Source organism: Streptomyces sp. G45, from assembly GCF_049542095.1.
Classification (GTDB): domain Bacteria; phylum Actinomycetota; class Actinomycetes; order Streptomycetales; family Streptomycetaceae; genus Streptomyces.
In genome coordinates, this window is sequence record NZ_JBMUZU010000001.1 from 6,151,338 (window position 1) to 6,174,726 (window position 23,389).

The 23,389-nt window shown below is 74.1% G+C and carries 18 protein-coding genes and 2 pseudogenes; 17 read left to right on the forward strand and 3 right to left on the reverse strand.

Going from position 1 to position 23,389, the window contains the following annotated elements; all coding sequences use genetic code 11:
• The first annotated feature begins 705 nt into the window (after window positions 1-705).
• Together ACOBQU_RS25855 and hemW are read left to right on the forward strand one after the other, a co-directional pair.
• On the forward strand, window positions 706-2,661 hold the full coding sequence (locus ACOBQU_RS25855) for a SpoIIE family protein phosphatase (RefSeq protein WP_423629970.1): 1,956 nt from the start codon (window positions 706-708) through the stop codon (window positions 2,659-2,661).
• 151 nt (window positions 2,662-2,812) lie between these two features.
• Window positions 2,813-4,038, forward strand: a pseudogene (hemW, locus tag ACOBQU_RS25860) (radical SAM family heme chaperone HemW).
• 126 nt (window positions 4,039-4,164) lie between these two features.
• On the opposite strand, the gene ACOBQU_RS25865 reads toward hemW, so the two are convergent.
• Together ACOBQU_RS25865 and ACOBQU_RS25870 are read right to left on the reverse strand one after the other, a co-directional pair.
• Window positions 4,165-4,980, reverse strand: a complete 816-nt coding sequence (locus tag ACOBQU_RS25865) for a DUF3097 domain-containing protein (protein WP_423629971.1) — start codon at window positions 4,978-4,980, stop codon at window positions 4,165-4,167.
• Window positions 4,981-5,038: 58 nt separating this feature from the next.
• Window positions 5,039-5,824, reverse strand: a complete 786-nt coding sequence (locus tag ACOBQU_RS25870; RefSeq protein ID WP_423629973.1) for an MBL fold metallo-hydrolase — start codon at window positions 5,822-5,824, stop codon at window positions 5,039-5,041.
• A 194-nt stretch (window positions 5,825-6,018) separates the two neighbouring features.
• Between ACOBQU_RS25870 and hrcA the strand changes: the two genes are divergently transcribed.
• The 15 genes and pseudogenes from hrcA to ACOBQU_RS25945 all read left to right on the forward strand — a co-directional run bounded on the left by hrcA (window position 6,019) and on the right by ACOBQU_RS25945 (window position 22,516).
• Window positions 6,019-7,035: a heat-inducible transcriptional repressor HrcA gene (hrcA, locus tag ACOBQU_RS25875; protein WP_423629975.1), complete on the forward strand. Its 1,017-nt coding sequence runs from the start codon at window positions 6,019-6,021 to the stop codon at window positions 7,033-7,035.
• On the forward strand, window positions 7,036-8,175 hold the full coding sequence (dnaJ, locus tag ACOBQU_RS25880; protein ID WP_423629977.1) for a molecular chaperone DnaJ: 1,140 nt from the start codon (window positions 7,036-7,038) through the stop codon (window positions 8,173-8,175).
• Window positions 8,176-8,869: 694 nt separating this feature from the next.
• Window positions 8,870-9,943, forward strand: a complete 1,074-nt coding sequence (locus ACOBQU_RS25885) for a nitronate monooxygenase (RefSeq protein WP_423629979.1) — start codon at window positions 8,870-8,872, stop codon at window positions 9,941-9,943.
• Window positions 9,940-10,688: pseudogene (locus ACOBQU_RS25890) on the forward strand (16S rRNA (uracil(1498)-N(3))-methyltransferase). The gene ACOBQU_RS25885 and the pseudogene ACOBQU_RS25890 overlap by 4 nt, the downstream one beginning before the upstream one ends.
• A gap of 49 nt (window positions 10,689-10,737) precedes the next feature.
• Window positions 10,738-11,139: a VOC family protein gene (locus tag ACOBQU_RS25895; protein ID WP_423629981.1), complete on the forward strand. Its 402-nt coding sequence runs from the start codon at window positions 10,738-10,740 to the stop codon at window positions 11,137-11,139.
• A 309-nt stretch (window positions 11,140-11,448) separates the two neighbouring features.
• On the forward strand, window positions 11,449-12,099 hold the full coding sequence (locus tag ACOBQU_RS25900) for a hypothetical protein (protein ID WP_423629983.1): 651 nt from the start codon (window positions 11,449-11,451) through the stop codon (window positions 12,097-12,099).
• Between the two features lie 45 nt (window positions 12,100-12,144).
• Complete coding sequence (locus ACOBQU_RS25905; RefSeq protein ID WP_423629985.1) at window positions 12,145-15,366, forward strand: S41 family peptidase; 3,222 nt, start codon at window positions 12,145-12,147, stop codon at window positions 15,364-15,366.
• Window positions 15,367-15,464: 98 nt separating this feature from the next.
• Complete coding sequence (locus tag ACOBQU_RS25910) at window positions 15,465-15,818, forward strand: histidine triad nucleotide-binding protein (protein ID WP_423629986.1); 354 nt, start codon at window positions 15,465-15,467, stop codon at window positions 15,816-15,818.
• A gap of 6 nt (window positions 15,819-15,824) precedes the next feature.
• Window positions 15,825-16,733 carry a ribonuclease Z gene (locus ACOBQU_RS25915; protein WP_423629988.1) on the forward strand — a complete coding sequence of 303 codons (909 nt, stop codon included), beginning with the start codon at window positions 15,825-15,827 and terminating at the stop codon, window positions 16,731-16,733.
• Between the two features lie 100 nt (window positions 16,734-16,833).
• Complete coding sequence (locus ACOBQU_RS25920; protein ID WP_423629990.1) at window positions 16,834-17,820, forward strand: adenosine deaminase; 987 nt, start codon at window positions 16,834-16,836, stop codon at window positions 17,818-17,820.
• Between the two features lie 119 nt (window positions 17,821-17,939).
• Complete coding sequence (locus tag ACOBQU_RS25925; RefSeq protein ID WP_423629991.1) at window positions 17,940-19,091, forward strand: carbohydrate kinase family protein; 1,152 nt, start codon at window positions 17,940-17,942, stop codon at window positions 19,089-19,091.
• Between the two features lie 169 nt (window positions 19,092-19,260).
• Window positions 19,261-20,313, forward strand: a complete 1,053-nt coding sequence (locus tag ACOBQU_RS25930) for a PhoH family protein (protein WP_423629993.1) — start codon at window positions 19,261-19,263, stop codon at window positions 20,311-20,313.
• A gap of 13 nt (window positions 20,314-20,326) precedes the next feature.
• On the forward strand, window positions 20,327-20,824 hold the full coding sequence (gene ybeY, locus ACOBQU_RS25935) for an rRNA maturation RNase YbeY (RefSeq protein WP_423629995.1): 498 nt from the start codon (window positions 20,327-20,329) through the stop codon (window positions 20,822-20,824).
• A 4-nt stretch (window positions 20,825-20,828) separates the two neighbouring features.
• Window positions 20,829-22,163, forward strand: a complete 1,335-nt coding sequence (locus tag ACOBQU_RS25940; RefSeq protein ID WP_423629997.1) for a hemolysin family protein — start codon at window positions 20,829-20,831, stop codon at window positions 22,161-22,163.
• A complete protein-coding gene (locus ACOBQU_RS25945; RefSeq protein WP_423629999.1) occupies window positions 22,160-22,516 on the forward strand; it encodes an MmcQ/YjbR family DNA-binding protein in 357 nt (118 codons plus the stop codon). Before ACOBQU_RS25940 ends, ACOBQU_RS25945 begins: the two co-directional genes overlap by 4 nt.
• Before the next feature lie 232 nt (window positions 22,517-22,748).
• Here the strand turns inward: ACOBQU_RS25945 and ACOBQU_RS25950 are convergent, their stop codons facing one another.
• Window positions 22,749-22,883, reverse strand: coding sequence for a hypothetical protein (locus tag ACOBQU_RS25950; protein WP_423630000.1), 135 nt, complete (start codon window positions 22,881-22,883; stop codon window positions 22,749-22,751).
• Between the last annotated feature and the right edge of the window lie 506 nt (window positions 22,884-23,389).

Consider the following 23,389-nt stretch of genomic DNA (forward strand, 5'->3'; position numbering starts at 1 on the left):
GTTGCCGCCGGGGGTGCCCGGGGGCGCCGGGAAGGCGGCGGTGCCCGGGGGAGCGGCCGCGGTGCGGGGCGGCTGGGGCGCCGGGCCGGGGGGCTGCGCGGACGTCCGCCCGGGGGCCTCCTCGGGTGCGCGCCCGGTCGCGGGCGGCGGGAGCTTCACGTGGGCGGTGCCGGAGGTGCGGCGGGTGGCGGCGGCGGTGCGGGGCGGGGGTGCCAGGGGGAGCGGGGGTGCCGCTGGCTGTGGAGGCGCCGCAGGGCTCGGAGGCGTCGCAGGGTCCGGAGGCGTCGCAGGGTCCGGAGGCGCCGCAGGGTCCGGAGGTGCCGGGCGGGCGTCAACTCCCCCGGTGGGAGGGCGGGTTGGCGGTGGCTGCGGGGCGGCCTCGGCGGCCGGTGCCACAGGGGGCGCCGGGGCCGCCGGTGCCGCTGGGGGTGGCGGTGCCGCCGGTGGCGAGTTCCGGCCAGGGGGCGCCGCGGAGGCGGGCCGCCGGAGCGGGCCACGGTCTTCGGGGCACGCCGGAGCGGGGACCGGCGCAGGTCCCGCCGTGTCGGAGGATGCCGGAATCTGACCGTGTCCTGGCGCAGGGATAGCACTGTTCTCACTCATCGTGGCCCACTTCAGTGACTCGGTGCTTATGGGCACAGTCAGTCTGTCACTCTGTCTGTGTCGCCTGAGGCGTATTCGTCCGAACTGCTCAGGAGCCGCACCGTGGGGGCCATTGCGATGCAACGGGAGACCGCTTTTCGTGCCGCGGGCGGACCCGCGGGCCGCCCCGGCCCCCTCGCGGCGGTGCGCACCTCACTGCCCGGAAACCCGCTTGCGCCCGCCGCCGCGCGCCGGTTCGTGCGCGCCGCGCTCACCGACTGGGCGGAACTCGGGGTGCTGGCCGCCGGGCGCGGCGAGCGGTTCGCGGACGACGCGGCGCTGCTCGTCAGCGAGTTGGTGACCAACGCGGTGGTGCACGCGGGCACCGCCGTCGACGTGCTGTGCCGCCTCGACGACCCCTACTGGCCCGCCGACGCCCGGCCAGGGGAGTGCCTGGACGCGCTGGTCCTCGAGGTGTCCGACCACCACCCGGCGCGCGCCCTGCGCGGCGAGCCGCGGCCGCCGCAGCCCGGCACCCCCGAGTACGGCCGCGGCCTCCAGCTCGTCGCCGCCCTCTCCGAGTCCTGGGGCATCACCTACCGCAAGGGCACCAAGACGGTCTGGGCCCGCCTCGCCCCCCTCACCCACAGCGACGGCGACCCCGAGCCCGCGACCGCCCCGCACGAGACCCCGGCGTACGCGGCTAAGAGCGCTCCCCGCGGGCCGCGCGCCGCCGACCTCCTCGCGCCCGCGCCCCGCCGTCCCGCGTACGACACGGAGTGGATCAACCGAGGCGCCCTCACCTTCCTCGCCGAGGCCTCCGACCTGCTCGCCGGGCAGTTCGACGAGAACCTCGTCGCCGCCCTCGCCGGACAGCTCCTCGTGCCGCGGCTCGCCGACTGGTGCGCGGTGTGGCTCAACGACGAGGCCGAGGACGCGGGCCGCGCCCCCGGCAGCGGCACGCCCGGCACCCGCCTCGCCCGCGTCTGGCACCTCAGCGAACAGCGCATAGAAGAGCTGCGCCGCCTCTTGGAGAAGGAGCCGCCGACGGTCGCCGACGCCGTGGGCACCGGCGCCGTCCCGGTGCCGTGGCCCGGCGAGGCCGTCGGCGGTGACGCGTCCGGCTCCGCCCTCGCCTACCGGCTGGTCGCGGGCGGCCGCCAGCTCGGCACGCTCGTCATCGGGCGGGCCGGGCTGCTCCGCTTCCCCGACGAGGTCACCGGGCTCGTCGAGGACTTCAGCCGCCGGGTCGCGCTCGCCATCGGCGCCGCCCGCCGCTACCAGCGCCAGGCCACCATCAGCCAGGTCCTCCAGCGGGGGCTGCTGCCGAGCGCCGTCGCGGAGATCCCCGGCGTGCGGAGCGGCATCGTCTACGAGCCGCGCGAGCAGGGCGGGCCCGGCGGCGACTTCTACGACGTGTTCCCCGCGGGCCGGGGCCGCTGGTGCTTCGCCCTCGGCGACGTCCAGGGCAAGGGCCCCGAGGCGGCCGTCGTCATCGGCCTCGCCCGGCCCTGGCTGCGGCTCCTCGCCCGCGAGGGCTACCAGGTCGCCGAGGTCCTCGACCGCCTCAACCAGCTCCTCCTCGACGACGCCACGGAGGCCGCCGACGCCGCCGCCGCGGTGATGGCCGTCGCGGGCGGCCAGGGCGTGCCGCCCGACGGCGCCACCTCCCGGTTCCTGTCCCTGCTGTACGGGGAGCTGGTCCCGTACGAGGGCGGGGTGCGCTGCACCGTGGCGTGCGCCGGGCACCCGCTGCCGCTGCTGCTGAGCGCCGACGGGCAGGTGCGGGCCGCGGCGGCGCCGCAGGTGCTGCTCGGCGTCGTCGACGACGAGACGTACACCAGCCACACCTTCGACCTGCTGCCCGGCGACACGCTGCTGTGCGTCACCGACGGGGTGACCGAGCGGCGCGCGGGCCTGCGGCTCTTCGACGACGGGGACGGGCTGGCCAGGGTCCTCGCGGACTGCGCCGGGCTCGACGCGGGGCTCGTCGCCGAGCGGATCCGGCGTGAGGTCCACGCCTTCTCCCACCGCCCGCCCGACGACGACCTGGCGGTCCTGGTCCTCCGCGCGCAGTAAGGGTTTCAGCCCGTCCGGCGTTTGAGGACGAGGCCGAAGGCCGATCTTCGGGGGTGCCAGGGGGCGGAGCCCCATGGTTTCGGGAAGGGGTGGGTCTGGGGCGCCCCCCGCGAGGGCACCGGTCGCGGTGGCGTGCGGGACAATGGAAGGCATGCCTTCCGCTCTGCCCGATGGAGAACCCGTGCCCCAGGACGGGACCCTCCCCCGTCCGCCCTCGGCGGCACCACCCCCCTCGGGTTCTACCTCCACGTCCCGTACTGCGCCACCCGCTGCGGCTACTGCGACTTCAACACCTACACCGCCACCGAACTGCGCGGCACCGGCGGCGTCCTCGCCTCCCGCGACAACTACGCCGAGACCCTCACCGAAGAGGTCCGCCTCGCCCGCAAGGTCCTCGGCGACGACCCGCGCCCCGTCCGCACGGTCTTCGTCGGCGGCGGCACCCCCACGCTGCTGGCCGCCGCCGACCTCGTACGGATGCTCGCGGCGATCCGCGACGAGTTCGGCCTCGCCGACGACGCGGAGATCACCACCGAGGCGAACCCGGAGTCCGTCGACCCGGCCTACCTCGCCGCGCTGCGCGAGGGCGGCTTCAACCGGATCTCCTTCGGCATGCAGAGCGCCCGGCAGCACGTCCTGAAGATCCTCGACCGCACCCACACCCCCGGCCGCCCCGAGGCCTGCGTCGCCGAGGCCCGCGCGGCGGGCTTCGACCACGTCAACCTCGACCTGATCTACGGCACCCCCGGCGAGAGCGACGACGACTGGCGGGCCTCCCTCGACGCGGCGATCGGCGCCGGGCCCGACCACGTGTCCGCGTACGCGCTGATCGTCGAGGAGGGCACCCAGCTCGCCCGCCGCATCCGGCGCGGCGAGGTCCCCATGACGGACGACGACGTGCACGCCGACCGCTATCTGATCGCCGAGGAGCGGCTGTCCGCCGCCGGGTACTCCTGGTACGAGGTGTCCAACTGGGCCACCACCGACGCGGGCCGGTGCCTGCACAACGAGCTGTACTGGCGGGGCGCCGACTGGTGGGGCGCGGGACCCGGGGCGCACAGCCACGTGGGGGGCGTGCGGTGGTGGAACGTGAAGCACCCCGGCGCGTACGCCGCCGCCCTCGCGCAGGGGCGGTCGCCCGGTGCCGGGCGCGAGGTCCTGTCGGACGAGGACCGGCGGGTCGAGCGGATCCTCCTTGAGCTGCGGCTGCGGGAGGGGTGCCCGTTGGCCCTCCTGAAGGAGCAGGGCCTCGCCGCGTCCCGGCGCGCGCTGGCGGACGGGCTGCTCGAAGAGGGGCCGTACGAGGAGGGGCGGGCGGTGCTCACCCTGCGGGGGCGGCTGCTCGCGGACGCGGTGGTGCGGGACTTGGTGGACTGAGGGGCAACCCCCGCAGCTGCGGGGACCGTGCTCTGCTCGGCCGTGTGGACGAGCTGATCGACGGACCACCTCCGCGTGGGCGGAGAGCAGTCCACCAGTCCCGACACGTCAACGACTTGGCAGGCTTCAGGGCACGGTCACGTGGTCGATGAGACGCTCGACACATCCCAGCAGCGTCGGCTCCAGGGCCTTGTAGCTGCGCACCGAACCCAGGATCCGCTGCCACGCCGCGCCCGTGTTCTCCGGCCAGCCAAGGGCCCGGCACACCCCCGTCTTCCAGTCCTGGCCGTGCGGCACGCGGGGCCAGGACGGGATGCCCAGGGAGGACGGCTTCACGGCCTCCCAGATGTCGATGTACGGGTGGCCGACCACCAGCGCGTGCTCGCTGCTGACCGCCGCCGCGATGCGGGACTCCTTGGAGCCGGGCACCAGGTGGTCCACGAGGACGCCGAGGCGGGCGTCGGGCCCGGGGGCGAAGTCCGCGACGATGCCGGGCAGGTCGTCGACGCCCTCCAGGTACTCGACGACGACGCCCTCGACGCGCAGGTCGTCGCCCCACACCTTCTCGACCAGCTCCGCGTCATGGCGCCCCTCGACGTAGATGCGCCCGGCGCGCGCCACCCGCGCCCGCGCCCCCGGCACCGCGATCGACCCGGACGCCGTGCGCGCGGGCCTAGAGGGCGCCGCGGCCCGCGGGCGCACCAGGGTCACCACCTTGCCGTCCAGGAGGAAGCCGCGCGGCACCATGGGGAACACGCGGTGCTTGCCGAAGCGGTCCTCCAGGGTGACCGTGAGCCCCTCGGCGGTCTTCTCCCAGCGGATCACCGCGCCGCAGAAGCCCGTGCCGACCTCCTCCACGACCAGGTCCACCTCGACGGGCACTTCGGGAACGGGGGCCGACTTCTTCCACGGCGGCGTCAGGTCCGGGTTGTAGCTGCGCATTGGGCAGACGTTATGACATCGCGTCACCCGCCGCGCGCCGGGCGGGCCCGTACGGCGCTCACGTCACCCCGAACCGGCGCGCCAGCGCGTCCCGTTGGGCCCGTACGAACGCCGCGTCGACGACCGCCCCGTGCCCCGGCACGTACAGCGCGTCCTCGCCGCCCAGGTCGAGCAGCCGGTCCAGGGCGGCGGGCCACCGCCCCGGCACCGCGTCGGGCCCGGCCTGCGGCTCGCCGGACTCCTCCACCAGGTCGCCGCAGAAGACGACCTCCGGGTCCGTGCCGCCGCCGGACACCAGGACCGCCAGGTCGTGGCCGGTGTGCCCGGGACCCACGTTCGCGAGCAGCACCCGCGGGCCGTCGTCGCCGTCGCCGCCGAGGTCAAGCGTCCACTCGCCGCTGACCAGGTGCCGCGGCCGCACGAGCACGTCGGCGGCCTCCGCGGCGGCGGCCGGGTCGAGCCCGTGCGCGACGGCGTCCGCGCGCAGCGCCTCGGCGCCCGCGGCGAACACCGTGTCGACGCCGACGGCCGCGTACACCTCGGCGCCCGCGAACGCCGCCGCCCCGAGCACATGGTCGAAGTGCGGATGCGTCAGCGCGAGATGGGTCACACGGCGGACCGCGCCCTGGGGGCCGAGGCCGCCGAGCAGTCCGCACGCCTCGGTCCGCAGCCGCGCCCCCTCCCGCAGGCTGGCCCCGGCCTCGACCATCAGGGCGGCCCCGGCGCCGACGACCAGCCCGGCCGTGCAGTCCCACACGGGCAGCCGCAGCCGCCCCACGCGCGCGGTGAGCCGCTCCCAGCCCGCCGCCTCCCAGGCCGGCCCGGCCGCCATGGTGTCCGTCATACGGCGACCCTACGGCGGTGCCCGGGCACGGGCCCGGCAGGACGAGGGGGGTCGGCCCTTGCCGGGCGTACACCCACCGGCCGTACACTGACCCGATGAAGGTTGGCACTCGTACGCGGTGAGTGCCAGGGTGAGGGGCCGCCGCGGGGTGCGTGGGGGCTCAGGGCGAGGGACGCAAGCTGGAGGTGTGCGCGATGCTCAGTGAACGCAGGCTCGAAGTGCTGCGCGCCATCGTCCACGACTACGTCGGCACGCAGGAGCCCGTCGGGTCCAAGGCGCTCACCGAGCGCCACCGCCTCGGCGTCTCCCCGGCCACGGTCCGCAACGACATGGCCGCCCTGGAGGAGGAGGGGTTCATCGCCCAGCCGCACACCAGCGCGGGGCGCATCCCCACCGACAAGGGCTACCGCCTGTTCGTGGACAAGCTCGCGGGCGTCAAGCCGATGACCGCGCCGGAGCGCCGCGCGATCCAGAACTTCCTGGACGGCGCCGTCGACCTGGACGACGTCGTGGGCCGCACGGTGCGGCTGCTGGCGCAGCTCACCCGGCAGGTCGCGGTGGTGCAGTACCCGTCCCTGACGCGGTCGACGGTGCGCCACGTGGAGCTGCTCTCGCTGGCTCCGGCCCGCCTGATGCTCGTACTGATCACGGACACGGGCCGGGTGGAGCAGCGCATGATCGACTGCCCGGCGCCGTTCGGCGAGACGTCGCTCGCGGACCTGCGGGCCCGGTTGAACAGCCGGGTGGCGGGCCGCCGCTTCACGGACGTGCCGCAGCTCGTGCAGGACCTGGCCGAGTCCTTCGACATGGAGGACCGGGCCACGGTGGCCACGGTCCTGTCCACCCTCCTCGAAACGCTCGTGGAGGAGAACGAGGAGCGGATGATGATCGGCGGCACCGCCAATCTCACCCGCTTCGGACATGACTTCCCTCTCACGATCCGGCCCGTCCTCGAAGCCCTGGAGGAGCAGGTCGTCCTCCTCAAGTTGCTTGGTGAGGCTACGGATTCGGGCATGACCGTGAAGATCGGCCACGAGAACGCCCACGAGGGGCTCAGCTCCACGTCCGTGGTCTCCGTCGGCTACGGTTCGGGAGGCGAGGCAGTGGCCAAGCTAGGCGTGGTCGGACCGACCCGCATGGACTATCCGGGAACGATGGGAGCAGTACGCGCAGTGGCACGTTACGTCGGACAGATCCTGGCGGAGTCGTAAGTGGCCACGGACTACTACGCCGTGCTCGGCGTGCGCCGCGACGCGTCCCAGGACGACATCAAGAAGGCCTTCCGGCGGCTCGCTCGCGAGCTGCACCCGGACGTCAACCCCGATCCGAAGACGCAGGAGCGCTTCAAGGAGATCAACGCCGCGTACGAGGTGCTGTCGGACCCGCAGAAGAAGCAGGTCTACGACCTCGGCGGCGACCCGCTGTCCCAGTCGGGCGGCGCCGGTGGCCCCGGCGGCTTCGGCGCGGGCGGCTTCGGCAACTTCTCCGACATCATGGACGCGTTCTTCGGTACGGCGTCGCAGCGCGGGCCCCGCTCGCGCACCCGGCGCGGCCAGGACGCCATGATCCGCCTGGAGGTCGACCTCGAAGAGGCCGCCTTCGGCACCACCAAGGACATCCAGGTCGACACGGCCGTCGTCTGCACGACGTGTTCCGGCGAGGGCGCCGCGCCCGGCACGTCCGCGCAGACCTGTGACATGTGCCGCGGCCGCGGCGAGGTCTCGCAGGTCACCCGGTCCTTCCTCGGCCAGGTCATGACCTCCCGGCCCTGCCCGCAGTGCCAGGGCTTCGGCACGGTCGTGCCCACGCCCTGCCCCGAGTGCGCGGGCGACGGCCGGGTCCGCTCCCGGCGCACCCTCACCGTCAAGATCCCCGCGGGCGTCGACAACGGCACGCGGATCCAGCTCGCGGGCGAGGGCGAGGTCGGCCCCGGCGGCGGCCCCGCCGGTGACCTGTACGTGGAGATCCACGAAACCCCGCACCCCGTCTTCCAGCGCCGCGGCGACGACCTGCACTGCACGGTCACGCTGCCGATGACAGCGGCCGCGCTCGGCACGAAGGTGCCCCTGGAGACGCTCGACGGCATGGAGGAGGTCGACATCCGCCCCGGCACCCAGTCCGGGCAGTCGATCCCGCTGCACGGCCGGGGCGTCACGCATCTGCGGGGCGGCGGGCGCGGTGACCTCATCGTGCACGTCGAGGTCCTCACGCCCACGAAGCTCGACCCCGAGCAGGAGCGGCTCCTGCGGGAGCTGGCCAAGGCCCGCGGCGAGGAGCGCCCCACGGGGCAGTTCCAGCCGGGGCAGCAGGGGCTGTTCTCGCGGCTCAAGGACGCCTTCAACGGGCGTTGACCAGACGGGGGCGCCTTGACCTGGCGGGGCGCCTTTGCCGGGAGGGGTGCCCTGAACGGCTGGGGGCACCCCTGACGCTTCCGTCCCGCCGCTACCGCGGCGGCTTCTTCCCGCCCGCCCTCCCTATGCGCTTCCGCGACGGCGGTTGGCACCCGGCGTGGCCGGGCCACCGCTGCCGCTTCCGTCCCGCCGCTACCGCGGCGGCTTCTTCCCGCCCGCCCACCCCACGCGCTTCCGCATCTGCCGACGGTGCCGAGCCCGTACCCCCGGACGCCCCGGCAGTCGCCGACGGCGCTCAGCCCCCGCGAGGGGCGTCCACCCCGCGCGAGGCGGTCACGGGTGGGCGGGTGGGAGATGTCCCGCCGCGGTAGCGGCGGAGAACCCGCGGGCGCCGATGGCGGCGAACCCCCGCGAGGGGCGTCCGCCTGGTGCGTGGCGGTCACGGGCGGGCGGGTGGGAAGGAAGGCGACCCGCGGGCGCCGACGGTGGGGAACCCCCGCGTGACGGCAACGGGCGGGCGGGCGGGAAGGACGCGCCCCGCAGGGGCCGACGGCGGTGGGCCACCGCGTGGGGCGCCCGCGGGAACGGGCGGGCCACAAGGGAGGCGAGCCGTGGGCGGCGGCCGCGGTGAGCCTCCCGCAGGGAGGGGGACCCCGTAGCGGGCCACGCCGTCGAGTCGTGGGACCATGCCCGTATGCCCACCCCTCCCCACGCCCTCTGTCGTCACCCCATCGTGCAGGCCCCCATGGCGGGCGGCGCCTCCACACCGCGGCTCGCCGCCGCCGTGAGCGAGGCCGGAGGCCTCGGCTGCCTCGCCGCCGGGTACAAGACGGCCGACGGGATGTACCAGGAGATCAAGCAGCTCAGGGGGCTCACCTCGCGCCCCTTTGGGGTGAACCTCTTCATGCCGCAGCCCGCCTGCGCGGACCCCGCCGCCGTGGAGGTGTACCGCAACCAGCTCGCGGGCGAGGCCACCTGGTACGAGACGGAGCTGGGCGACACCGACGTGAAGCGGGACGACGGGTACGAGGCGAAGCTGGCGATCCTGCGGGACGACCCGGTGCCGCTGGTGTCGTTCACGTTCGGCTGCCCCAGCGCCGAGGACGTCGCGGCGCTGGCCCGCGTGGGCACCACCACCGTCGTCACGGTCACCACGCCGGACGAGGCGCTGGCCGCGCAGGCGGCGGGCGCCGACGCCGTGTGCGTACAGGGGGTGGAGGCGGGCGGGCACCAGGGCACGCACCGCGACAACCCGGAGGCCGACGGCGCGGGCATCGGCCTGCTCAGCCTGATCGGCCAGGTCCGCGAGACGGTGAGCCTGCCGGTGATCGCGACGGGCGGCCTGATGCGCGGCTCGCAGATCGCCGCGGTGCTCGCCGCGGGCGCGGACCTCGCGCAGCTGGGCACGGCGTTCCTGGTCACCCCGGAGTCCGGCGCGCACGCCCTGCACAAGCAGGCCATGACGGACCCGATGTTCGTCAGGACGGAGCTGACGCGGGCGTTCTCGGGCCGTCCGGCGCGCGGCCTGGTGAACCGCTTCATGCGCGAGCACGGCCCGTACGCGCCCGCCGCCTACCCGCAGATCCACTATCTGACCTCCGGCCTGCGCAAGGCCGCGGCCAAGACCGGCGACCCGCAGGCCATGGCGCTGTGGGCGGGCCAGGGCCACCGGCAGGCGCGGGAGCTGCCCGCCGCGGAGCTGGTGGAGGTCCTGGTCGCCGAACTCGACCGGGCGCGGGCCGCGTTCGCCAGGCGGGGTGCGCGGTGACGGCGCCGGTGTTCGTCGTCGAGGACTTCGCAGGCGCGGTCGGCGGCGGCCCGTACGTCCTCGAAGGCCCCGAGGGGCGGCACGCGGTGTCCGTGAAGCGGCTGCGCGCCGGTGAGGACGTGGTGCTCACCGACGGCGCCGGGCGCTGGGCGGGCGGCGTCGTCGCGGACACCGAGGGCAAGGACCGCCTCGTGGTCACCCTCGACGCCGACGGCGTACGCGAACAGGCCCCCGAGAGCCCCGCATCACGGTCGTGCAGGCCCTGCCGAAGGGCGACCGCGGGGAACTGGCCGTGGAGACCATGACGGAGACGGGCGTCGACGCCGTCGTGCCGTGGGCGGCGGCGCGCTGCATCACGCAGTGGAAGGGCGAGCGCGGCCTGAAGGCGCTCGGCAAGTGGCGGGCCACGGCGCGCGAGGCGGGCAAGCAGTCGCGCCGGGTGCGCTTCCCCGAGGTCGCCGAGCTGGCCACCACCCGGCAGGTCGCGGCGCTGCTCGCGGACGCCGACTTCGCGGGCGTCCTGCACGAGGAGGGCAGCGAGCCGCTGGCCCGCGCGGAGCTGCCCGCGGCCGGGCACATCGTGCTCGTCGTGGGCCCCGAGGGCGGGGTGTCCCCGGAGGAGCTGGCGGTGTTCGCGCAGGCGGGTGCCAAGCCGTACCGGCTGGGGCGTAGCGTGTTGCGTACGTCGACCGCGGGCACCGCGGCGACGGCGCTCCTCCTCGGCCGGACGGGCCGCTGGTCCTGACCGGCGGCGGCGCCCCGGCCCTCGCGGCACGTCCCGGAAAGGCCCCGCTGTGGAACTCGCCCAGGTCCGCCTGCTCGTCACGGACTTCCCCGCCTGCTACCGCTTCTACGCCGACGTCCTCGGCCTGAAGCCGCAGTCCGGCGCCGAGCGGGGGCCGTACGAGAAGTTCAGCCCGGCCACCGGCTCGGCGGGCATCGCCCTGCAGAGCCGGGCCATGATGGCCGAACTCCTCGGCGAGCTGGCCGAGTCGGCGACCGGGCACCGCTCCCTCGTGGTGCTGCGGGTCGACGACCTGGACGCGTACTGCGAGGGGGTCGCCGCCCGCGGGGGAGTGCTGCTGCGGGGCCCGGCCCCGATGACGGACCGGATGCGGGTGGCCCACCTGAAGGACCCCGAGGGGAACCTCGTGGAACTCCAGGAGTGGCTCCTGCTCCGCACGGACCGGGCGTAGCCGCCGCGGGATTCCCCTCCCGCGCCCATGACTGTCTGCCGAGGGGGCCGCTCCTGGCGGGGGCCCTCAGCGCCGTCGGCGCCCGCGCGTTCCCCGCCGCTGGCGCGGCGGATCACGGTCGCCACGGCGAAGGCGGCACGTGGAGAACTCGGCCCGGCCGACGGCGATCCAGCCCGTCCGGCGTTTGAGGACGAGCGCGGAGCGCGATGGGCGGGCGGGTAGGGGAATGGGCGCAAAGTGTGCTTTCCGTGGGGGAGTTGGGGTGGCACCCTGGCGGCCATGGGGGCCCTGAGGCGTTACGACGGAAGAGTGCGGCGACTCGCCATCGGCGTCGCGGCCGTCACGTGCACCGTGCTGGGCGCCGCCGCCTGCGACCCCGTCGAGGGCGACATGAGTACGTCCGCGATCGCCCTCACCACGGACAAGATGGGCACCCGCGAGCTGGAGCGGCAGCACCTTGAGGTGGGCTGGCTGAACTGCACGGCGTCGTTCGTGAAGAACGACGACGGAGACGACGGTTCCGACGACGAGCCCCGGGAGGCGCGGGTCGACTGCCAGGGCAAGTCCGAGGACGACAAGGACATCAGGCTCACGGGCCGGGTCACCGACGTCCGCAACGGCGCCTGCGTGCGCGGGAACCTGGTCGCCAGGGTCGAGGGGAAGGAATGGTTCCAAGTCGATGTCCTCGGCAACTGCCAGGGCGGTGACGAAGGGGACGACAGTGACGGCGGCGACGGCGGCGGCGACAGCGGCGACAGTGGTCACGACCAGAACGGCGACCAGGGCGGCGACCACGACAGTGGCCAGAACGGCGACCAGAACGGCGACCAGAACGGTGATCAAGACGGCGGTCACGACAGTGATCAGCCCGTCACCCACGAGCCCGAACCCGGTCCCACCGCCACCGTCACCGTCACCGCGCGTCCGGACCCGACGTGCGACTGCTATCCGGGCAAGTGATCCAAAACGATGACCCGGGCCCCGGCGCCTGCTTAGGCTGACAAGGTGACACAGCCTGCCTACCTCCGGTTTCCGCACCCGCACGGCGAGTTGATCGCCTTCACCGCCGAGGACGACGTGTGGGTCGCGCCCCTCGACGGCGGCCGCGCCTGGCGGGTCAGCGCCGACAACGTACCGGTGACCCACCCGCGGATCTCCCCAGACGGGACGACCGTCGCGTGGACGTCGACGCGCGACGGGGCACCCGAAGTGCACGTCGCGCCCGTCGACGGCGGCCCCTCCCGGCGCCTCACCTACTGGGGCAACAGCCGCACCAGCGTGCGCGGTTGGACGCCCGACGGCCGCGTCCTCGCGGTCACCGCGCACGGCCAGGCGTCCCTGCGCCGCACCTGGGCGCACGCCGTGCCCCTGGACGGCGGGCCCGCCGAGAGGCTGCCCTACGGCCTGGTCGGCGACGTCGCGCACGGGCCCGGCGGCCAGGTCCTGCTGCTGTCCGCGCTGATGGGCCGCGAGGCCGCCTGGTGGAAGCGCTACCGGGGCGGCACCGCGGGCAAGCTGTGGATCAGGGCGGGCGGCGAGGCCGCGGACGGCGGCGAGGCCACCTTCGTACGGCTGCACGCGGACCTCGACGGGAACGTCGAGCACCCGCTGTGGGTGGGCGACCGCGTCGCCTTCCTCTCCGACCACGAAGGCGTCGGCGCGCTCTACTCGTCCACCCCCGACGGCGACGACCTGCGGCGGCACACGCCCGTCGACGGCTTCTACGCCCGGCACGCCGCCACCGACGGCACCCGCGTCGCGTACTCGTCCGCCGGTGAACTCTGGCTCCTGGACGACCCGGTGGGCGACCCCGACGCCGAGCCGCGCCGCCTGGACGTGCGCCTCGGCGGGCAGCGCGTCGACCTCCAGCCGCACCCGGTGAACGCCGCCCGCTGGTTCGGCGCCGCCGCCCCCGACCACACCGGACGCGGCAGCGCGGTCTCCGTACGCGGCTGCGTGCACTGGGTCACCCACCGCGAGGGCCCCGCGCGGGCGCTCGCCGCCACCGACGGCGTCCGGGCCCGCCTGCCGCGCACCTTCCGCGTGGACGGCGAGGAGCACGTGGTGTGGGTGACCGACGCGGAGGGCGACGACGCCCTGGAGTTCGCGCCCGCCACCGGCCTCGCGCCCGGCGCCACCCCCCGGCGGCTCGCGGCCGGGCAGCTCGGCCGGGTCCTGTCGCTCGCCATGGCGCCCGACGGCAGCCGCGCCGCCGTCGCCTCGCACGACGGCCGCGTCCTGACCGTGGAGCGCGACAGCGGCGAGGTCCGCGAGGTCGACCGCGCCGAGCACGGCGAAGCCACCGGCCTGGTCTTCTCGCCGGACTCCGCCTGGCTCGCCTGGTCCCACCCGGGCCCGCGCCCGCTGCGCCAGCTCAAGCTCGCCAACACCGCCGACCTGTCGGTGTCGGAGGCCACCCAGCTGCGGTTCCGCGACTACAGCCCGGCGTTCACGCTCGACGGCAAGCACCTGGCGTTCCTGTCCGAGCGGGCCTTCGACCCGGTCTACGACGACCACGTCTTCGACCTGGCCTTCGTCGGCGGCGCCCGGCCGCACCTGATCACCCTCGCGGCCACCACGCCCTCGCCGTTCGGCCCGCAGCGCCACGGCCGCCCCTTCGACGCCCCCGACAAGGACGAGACCCCCGACAGCGAGGGCGCCCCCGTCACCCGCATCGACCTGGACGGGCTCACCGACCGGATCGTGCCGTTCCCCGTCGAGGCCGCCCGCTACAGCACGCTGCGCGCCGCCAAGGACGGCCTGCTGTGGCTGCGCCACCCGGTGCGCGGCGTGCTCGGCGCCTCCCGGGCCACGCCCGCCGCCCCCGACCCCTCCTCGTCCCTGGAGCGCTACGACCTCGCCCAGCGGCGCGTGGAGGAACTCAGCTCCGACGCCGACCACTTCGCGGTCACCGGCGACGGCAAGCGGGTGCTGCTGTGGGCCGACGGCAAGCTGAAGGTCGTCCCCAGCGACCGGCGCGTCTCCGGCGACGACGACGGCGGCGCGTCCGTCACCGTCGACCTCGGCCGGGTCCGCCAGAGCGTCGACCCGGCCGCCGAGTGGCGGCAGATGTACGCGGAGGCGGGCCGCCTCATGCGGGACAACTTCTGGCGGCCCGACCTCGGCGGCGTCGACTGGGACGGCGTCCTGGACCGCTACCGGCCCGTCCTCGACCGCGTCGCCACCCACGACGACCTCGTCGACCTGCTGTGGGAGGTCCAGGGCGAACTCGGCACCTCGCACGCCTACGTGGTGCCCCGCGGCGGCGGGGGCGGCGCCGGACAGGGCCTGCTCGGCGCGGACCTCTCCCGCGGCGAGGACGGCACCTGGCGCGTCGACCGGGTCCTGCCGTCCGAGACGTCCGACCCCGAGGCGCGCTCCCCGCTGGCCGCGCCCGGCGTCGCCGTCCGGCCGGGCGACGCGATCCTCGCCGTCGCCGGGCGGCCCGTCGACCCCGTGACCGGCCCCGGCCCGCTGCTCGTGGGCACCGCGGGCAAGCCCGTGGAGCTGACCGTGTCGCCCGCGGGCGGCGGCGAGGCCCGGCACGCCGTGGTGGTGCCCGTCGACGACGAGGAGCCGCTGCGCTACCACGCCTGGGTCGCCGACCGGCGCGCCTACGTCCACGAACGCTCCGGCGGGCGCCTCGGCTACCTCCACGTGCCCGACATGCAGGCCCCCGGCTGGGCGCAGATCCACCGGGACCTGCGGATCGAGGTGGCCCGCGAGGGCCTGGTCGTGGACGTGCGGGAGAACCGCGGCGGGCACACCTCGCAGCTCGTCGTGGAGAAGCTGGCCCGCCGCATCGTCGGCTGGGACGTGCCGCGCGGCTCCGGACCGCTGAGCTACCCCGGGGACGCACCGCGCGGCCCGGTCGTGGCCGTCGCCAACGAGTTCTCCGGCTCCGACGGCGACATCGTGAACGCCGCGATCAAGGCCCTCGGCATCGGACCCGTCGTCGGCACCCGCACCTGGGGCGGCGTCGTCGGCATCGACAGCCGCTACCACCTGGTCGACGGCACCCTCGTCACCCAGCCCAAGTACGCGTTCTGGCTCGAGGGGTACGGCTGGGGCGTGGAGAACTACGGCGTCGACCCCGACGTCGAGGTCCAGGTCACGCCCGAGGACTACGCCGCCGGGCGCGACCCGCAGCTCGACGAGGCGGTCCGCGTCGCGCTGGCCGCGCTGGCCGAGAACCCGGCGAAGTCGGCGCCTCCGCTGCCCGACTAGGCGCCCCGACCAGCCCCGCGTACCGCGCGGGCGCCCCGGATAGCATGCATGCGTCGTACGTGATCCCCACCGATCCCCGGACCCAGGGAGGGTGCCCCATGGCGGGCGAACCGCAGGCCGACTGCCTGTTCTGCAAGATCGTGGCGAAGGAGGTGCCCGCGACCGTCGTGCGCGAGACCGAGACGACGCTCGCCTTCCGCGACATCAACCCCCAGGCGCCCACGCACGTCCTGGTGATCCCCAAGGTGCACCACCCGGACGCCGCGTCGCTCGCCGCCGCCGAACCGGAGATCGCCGGTGACGTGCTGCGCGAGGCGGGCGAGGTCGCCGCCGCCGAGCAGGCCGACAGCTACCGCATCGTCTTCAACACCGGCTCCGGCGCCGGACAGACCGTCTTCCACGCGCACGCCCACGTCCTCGCGGGCCGCGGCCTGCAGTGGCCCCCCGGATGACACGCGGTGTCCGTACGTGAATTGGTGGTGCTGGGCACGGCCAGCCAGGTCCCGACCCGGCACCGCAACCACAACGGGTACGTGCTGCTCTGGGACGGCGACGGCATCCTCTTCGACCCGGGCGAGGGCACGCAGCGGCAGATGCTGCGTGCCTCCGTCGCCGCGCACGACCTGAACCGGATCTGCGTCACCCACTTCCACGGCGACCACTGCCTCGGCCTCGCGGGCGTCATCCAGCGCATCAACCTGGACCGGGTGCCGCACCCGGTCACCGCCCACTACCCGGCCTCCGGCGAGCGCTTCTTCGAACGGCTGCGGTACGCCACCGCCTACCGCGAGACCGTCGACCTCGCCCAGGCCCCCGTCGCCGCCGACGGCGTCCTCGCCACCACGCCCTCGTACCGTCTGGAGACCGCCAGGCTCTCCCACCCCGTCGAGTCCTTCGGCTACCGCCTCGTCGAGCCCGACGGGCGGCGCATGCTGCCGCGGCTGCTCGCCGAGCGCGGCGTCACCGGGCCCGACGTCGGCGTGCTCCAGCGCGAGGGCAGCCTGCGCGGGATCACCCTCGACGAGGTCAGCGAGGTGCGCCGCGGACAGCGGTTCGCCTTCGTCATGGACACCCGGCTGTGCGACGGCGTGCACGCCCTCGCCGACGGCTGCGACATGCTCGTCATCGAGTCCACGTTCCTCGACGAGGACGCCCGGCTCGCCGCCGACCACGGCCACCTGACCGCGGGCCAGGCCGCGTCGGTGGCCCGCGACGCGGGCGTGCGCCACCTCGTCCTCACCCACTTCAGCCAGCGCTACGCTGACCCCGCCGCGTTCGAGCAGCAGGCGCGGGCCGCCGGATTCGACGGCGAGCTGACGGTGGCCCGGGACCTGATGCGGGTACCCGTGCCCAAGCGCAGCCCCTGAACCACTCGCCGGAACGATCCGAAAGGCCCGTGCGACGCGCGACCCGCGAGACCGCGCGAGACCCCGCGAGACCCCGCGAGACCCCGAGAGCAGCACCGCCATGCCCCTGCCCAAGGCCGAACTCCACCTGCACATCGAAGGCACCCTGGAGCCCGAACTCGCCTTCGCCCTCGCCGAGCGCAACGGCGTCGAGCTGCCGTACGCCGACGCCGACGCCCTGCGCGAGGCCTACCGCTTCGAGGACCTCCAGTCGTTCCTCGACCTGTACTACGAGCTGATGGCCGTCCTGCGCGAGGAGGCCGACTTCGAGGAACTGGCCGACGCCTACCTCGCCCGGGCCGCCGCCCAGGGCGTGCGGCACGCCGAGATCTTCTTCGACCCGCAGGCCCACACGGAGCGCGGCGTCGACATCGGCACCGTCATCGAGGGCCTCGGCCGCGCCCTGGACCGCGGCGAGGAGCGGCACGGCATCACCACCGGCCTCATCCTGTGCTTCCTGCGCGACAAGAGGGCCGAGTCCGCCCTGGCGACCCTGGAGTCCGCGAAGCCGTATCTGCACCGCCTCACCGCCGTCGGCCTGGACTCCGCCGAGGCGGGCAACCCGCCGGGCGCGTTCGCCGCCGTGTACGAGGCCGCCGCCGCGCTCGGCCTGCGCAAGGTCGCCCACGCCGGGGAGGAGGGCCCCGCCGCCTACGTCCGCGAGGCCCTGGACGTCCTCGGCGTGGAGCGCGTCGACCACGGCCTGCGCTGCCTCGACGACCCCGGCCTGGTGGAGCGCCTCGCCCGCGAGCGGATCCCGCTCACCCTGTGCCCGCTGTCCAACGTCCGCCTGCGCGTCGTCGACACCCTGGCGGACCACCCCCTGCCCCGCATGATGGACGCGGGCCTGCTGTGCACCGTCAACTCCGACGACCCGGCGTACTTCGGCGGCTACGTCGGCGACACCTTCCACGCCCTGCGCGACGCCCTCGGCCTGGACGAGGAGCGGCTGCGGGAGCTGGCCCGCAACTCCTTCGAGGCGGCGTTCCTGCCCGAGGAGCGCAAGCGGGCCTACCTGGCGGAGGTGGCCGCGTACGAGTTCGAGTGACCCGGGTGCCCCGGGTGACCGGCCCCGCCACGGGTGACCAGCACCGCCACGGGCGACGCGGCCCCGTGCCGGGCCGCTCGCACGGGCCGCTTGTCGGAGGCTTCCGTTACGTTGCCTCCATGCCCGTACCACCTGCCGTACCACCGGAGACAGCGGCCGTACCACCCGAGCGTGCCACCGAGCCCGTCGTCGATCCGCTCAAGTCCGCCCGCAGGCCGGGCGATCCGCCCTGCGACGTGTATCTGACGGGGACGGTGTTCCTCGACATCATCTTCACCGGCCTCGACTCGGCGCCCGTGCGCGGCACCGAGTCCTGGGCCCGCGGCATGGGGTCGAGCCCCGGGGGCGTCGCCAACATGGCGACCGCGCTCTCCCGGCTCGGCCTGCACACCTCCCTGGCCGCCGCCTTCGGGGACGACCACTACGGGGAGTACTGCTGGGACGCCCTGGAGCAGGGCGAGGGCATCGACCTGTCCTCGTCGCGCACCGTGCCCGGCTGGCACTCCCCGGTGACCGTCTCCATGGCGTACGAGGGCGAGCGCACCATGGTCAGCCACGGCCACGAGCCGCCCCCGAACGCGGGCGTCCCCGACGACGGCACCCCCTGCGCCCCGCCCCGCGCCCGCGCCGCCGTCGCCTCCCTCACCCCGGGGGAGCGGGAGCCGTGGATCGCCACCGCCGCCCGCCAGGGCACCCGGATCTTCGCCGACGTCGGCTGGGACGACACCGGCCGCTGGGACCTGGCGGCCCTGCCCGACCTGCGGCACTGCGAGGCGTTCCTGCCCAACGCCGAGGAGGCCATGCGGTACACGGGCACCACCTGCCCCCGCGCCGCCGCCCACGCGCTCACCGAGCACGTGCCGCTGGCCGTCGTCACCCTCGGCGCGGAGGGCGCGTACGCGGTGGACGGGCGCACCGGCGAGACGGCGTCCGTGCCCGCCATCGAGGTCGAGGCCCTGGACCCGACCGGGGCGGGGGACGTCTTCGTCGCCGGGTTCGTCACCGGCACGCTCGCCGGGTGGCCGCTCGCCGACCGGCTCGCCTTCGCCGGGCTCACCGCCGCGCTGTCCGTCCAGGAGTTCGGCGGCTCCCTGTCGGCGCCCGGCTGGGCGGAGGTCGCCGCGTGGTGGCGGCGCGTGCGGGACCTGGAGGGCCAGGACCCGCTGGCCCTGGACCGGTACGCCTTCCTCGAACCCCTGCTGCCCCGGGTCACCCGGCCCTGGCCGCTGCGCAGGGCGGTCCCCACCATCGGCTTCCGCAGCGCCCCGTGACGCGCCGGGCCCCGCCGGGCCCGCCCCGGGCCCCCGCCGGAGCCGCGCGCCCGCGGGGGAAAAGCCCTACGGGGTTGTCCGTGGCTCGTCGTACTCTTGGCAGTACGAAAGGGCGCCGAGCGGCGAGCCCCCGCGACGAGGAGGACGTGCAGGCCTTAAGCGCCGGCCCATGACTCAGACACCCTCAGCCCAGACCCCTGCGCAGGATCAGGCGCGGGCCCACTTCACGGTCCCGGCCAAGCACCCCATGGTGACCGTTCTCGGGTCCGGGGACGCGCTGCTGCGCGTGATAGAGAAGGCCTTCCCGGCGGCCGACATCCACGTCCGGGGCAACGAGATCAGCGCTGTCGGCGAGGCCCGTGAAGTGGCCCTGATCCAGCGCCTGTTCGACGAGATGATGCTGGTGCTCCGCACCGGACAGCCGATGACGGAGGACGCGGTGGAACGCTCGATCGCCATGCTCAGGGCGGGCGAGACCGGTGACGGCCCGGAGGAGACCCCCGCCGAGGTCCTCACGCAGAACATCCTCTCCTCCCGCGGCCGCACCATCCGCCCCAAGACGCTCAACCAGAAGCGGTACGTCGACGCGATCGACAAGCACACCATCGTCTTCGGCATCGGCCCCGCGGGCACCGGCAAGACCTACCTGGCCATGGCCAAGGCCGTGCAGGCCCTGCAGTCCAAGCAGGTCACGCGGATCATCCTGACCCGCCCGGCGGTGGAGGCGGGCGAGCGCCTCGGCTTCCTGCCCGGCACGCTCTACGAGAAGATCGACCCGTATCTGCGCCCGCTCTACGACGCGCTGCACGACATGCTGGACCCGGACTCGATCCCCCGCCTGATGGCGGCGGGCACCATCGAGGTCGCCCCGCTGGCGTACATGCGCGGCAGGACGCTGAACGACGCCTTCATCATCCTGGACGAGGCGCAGAACACGAACCCCGAGCAGATGAAGATGTTCCTCACCCGCCTCGGCTTCGACTCGAAGATCGTGATCACGGGCGACGTCACCCAGGTCGACCTGCCGAACGGCACCAAGTCCGGTCTGCGCCAGGTCCAGCACATCCTGGAGGGCGTCGAGGACGTGCACTTCTCGCGGCTCACCTCCCACGATGTCGTCCGGCACAAGCTGGTCGGCCGTATCGTCGACGCGTACGAGAAGTACGACAGCGAGAACGGTACGGAGAACGGCTCCCACAAGAGCCGCCCCAGAGGGAAGTAGAAGAACCAGCGCCATGTCGATCGACGTCAACAACGAATCCGGCACCGAGGTCGACGAGCAGGCGATCCTCGACATCGCCCGCTACGCGCTCGCCCGGATGCGGATCCACCCGCTGTCCGAGCTGTCGGTGATCGTCGTGGACGCCGACGCCATGGAGCAGCTGCACGTGCAGTGGATGGACCTGCCCGGGCCCACGGACGTGATGTCCTTTCCGATGGACGAGCTGAGGCCGCCGACGAAGGACGACGAGGAGCCCCCGCAGGGCCTCCTCGGGGACATCGTGCTGTGCCCCGAGGTCGCCGCCAAGCAGGGCGAGCAGGCGCCGACGCGGCACTCCATGGACGAGGAGCTGCAGCTCCTGACCGTCCACGGGGTGCTGCACCTGCTGGGGTACGACCACGAGGAGCCGGACGAGAAGGCCGAGATGTTCGGCCTGCAGGCGGCGATCGTCGACGGCTGGCGCGCCGAGCGGGGCCTGACCGGCCCGTCTCCGGCCCCCACCGTCTCGTAAGCCCATGTCCGCGCAGATCGTCGCCGGGGCCATCGCCCTGGTCGTGGTGGCCTGGCTCGCCGCGTGCGCCGAGGCGGGCCTCGCCCGGGTCTCCAGCTTCCGCGCCGAGGAGGCCGTGCGGTCGGGGCGGCGCGGCAGCGCGAAGCTCGCGCAGGTCGCCGCCGACCCGACCCGCTATCTGAACGTGGCGCTGCTGGTGCGCGTCGGCTGCGAGATGGCCGCCGCGGCCCTCGTGACGTACGCCTGCCTGCGGGAGTTCGACAAGACCTGGGAGGCGTTGGCCGTCGCCATCGGCGTGATGGTCCTCGTCTCGTACGTCGCGGTGGGCGTCTCGCCGCGCACCATCGGCCGCCAGCACCCGCTGAACACGGCCACGGCCGCCGCGTACGTGCTGCTGCCGCTGGCCCGCGTCATGGGGCCCGTCCCGCCGCTGCTGATCCTCATCGGCAACGCGCTCACGCCCGGCAAGGGCTTCAGGCGCGGCCCGTTCGCCTCCGAGGCGGAGCTGCGCGCGATGGTCGACCTCGCCGAGAAGGAGTCCCTGATCGAGGACGAGGAGCGCCGCATGGTGCACTCCGTCTTCGAGCTGGGCGACACCCTGGTGCGGGAGGTGATGGTGCCGCGGACGGACCTGGTCTCCATCGAGCGCTTCAAGACCATCCGCCAGGCCCTGACGCTGGCGCTGCGCTCGGGTTTCTCGCGCATCCCGGTCACGGGCGAGAGCGAGGACGACGTCGTCGGCATGGTCTATCTGAAGGACCTGGCCCGCAGGACGCACATCAACCGCGACGCCGAGAGCGACCTGGTGTCCACGGCCATGCGGCCCGCGACGTTCGTGCCGGACACGAAGAACGCGGGCGACCTGCTGCGCGAGATGCAGCAGGAGAGGAACCACGTGGCCGTGGTGATCGACGAGTACGGCGGCACGGCCGGGATCGTCACCATCGAGGACATCCTGGAGGAGATCGTCGGCGAGATCACCGACGAGTACGACCGGGAGCTGCCGCCGGTCGAGGAGCTGGACGGCGGCGCCCACCGCGTCACGGCCCGCCTCGACATCGGCGACCTCGGTGAGCTGTACGGCCTGGAGGCGTACGACGACGAGGACGTCGAGACCGTCGGCGGGCTGCTCGCCAAGCAGCTCGGCCGGGTGCCCATCGCGGGCGCCAAGGCCGTGGTGACCCTGCCCGACGGCCGGGCCCTCAGGCTGACCGCGGAGGCCGCGGCGGGGCGGCGCAACAAGATCGTGACGGTTCTGGTGGAGCCGGTGGCCCCCGAGGGCGGCGAGCGGCCCGGCTCCGGTTCAGGCTCCGGCTCCGGAGAGGGGAGCGGGGGATGACCCCACAGGAGCTGCGGGCGTTCTGCCTGTCCTTCAACGACGCGGTCGAGGACTTTCCGTTCGGCCCGGAGACGTCGGTGTTCAAGGTCGCGGGCAAGATGTTCGCGCTCAGCTCCCTGGACGCGAGCCCGCTGCGGGTCAACCTGAAGTGCGACCCGGACCTGGCCGTCCAACTGCGCGCCGCCCACCCCGAGATCACCCCGGGCTGGCACATGAACAAGCGGCACTGGAACACGGTGACGGCCGACGGCGCCCTGCCCGACCAGCAGCTCCGCGAGCTCGTCGAGGATTCGTACGACCTGGTGGTGGCGGGCCTGCCGAGAGCGGTCCGGCTGCGCTTGGACCGGGCCTGAGCTCCGGTCACGGGCTCGCGCGCCCCGGGAGCGCGCTCCCGTGCCCAACCGGTCACCGCAGGCCCTCGCCATCCTGGTGACGGGACGGCAGAATGGGAGAAGCGGCGGACCTGAACCGCTTCCACTCCGGGCTGCCGGCCAAGGAAACTCGGAGTGGAAACGTCCTGCGTGATGGCGTCCGCCTTACCTGGCCCCGGCCTTCGGGTCGGGGCTGGACCATGTCTCCGCGTGGTTACAGCACGTGTGGCAGGACCCAGTCCTCGATGACCTTGCAGATCACGATGACGAGGCTTGCCCACGGGGCGGCCAGGGCCGCCCGGTCCGTCCACGTGCGGGTGGTGCGACGCCCCTCCGGCTTCTCGGCCATGGGGCTGTTTCTCCTTCCTGGTACCCCTGGGTCTCGTGGATACCGCGGCGATCCACGAACGAGTGGGTGACAGGTGCGGAGCGGGTGGCGGGTGCGGACCCCGATCGGGTGACGTGATGGCTTCGTCGTGGGGGCCTCGCGGCCTCCTCTATCAACCTCCTTGGTGTGGCTGCCAGTTGACTCATTTCGCACACCGGTGCTTGCGACCAGCGTAGCCTCGACATAGCCACCTGGGTAGTGCTGTCGGAGAGGTTGCTGAAGTAAGCATGTGCTTCGCAGTCTCCGATGAGCAGGTCGCCAAATGCGATATAGCTGTTTGGCTGCTCTCTCGCGCGCTCCCGGGGAGTTCGGCTGTTCGGCTGACACCCTGCGCCAATGGGCCTGTCAGGTTGCTGGACGGTGGGGCTCGGGCTCTTCTTGCCGTGAAGTGAACCGTCACCTCGGAAGGTCTCGATGAGTAAGCTGCTAGTCTGCTATGTTGCGTATCGCATGGTCCTGTTGGGGGT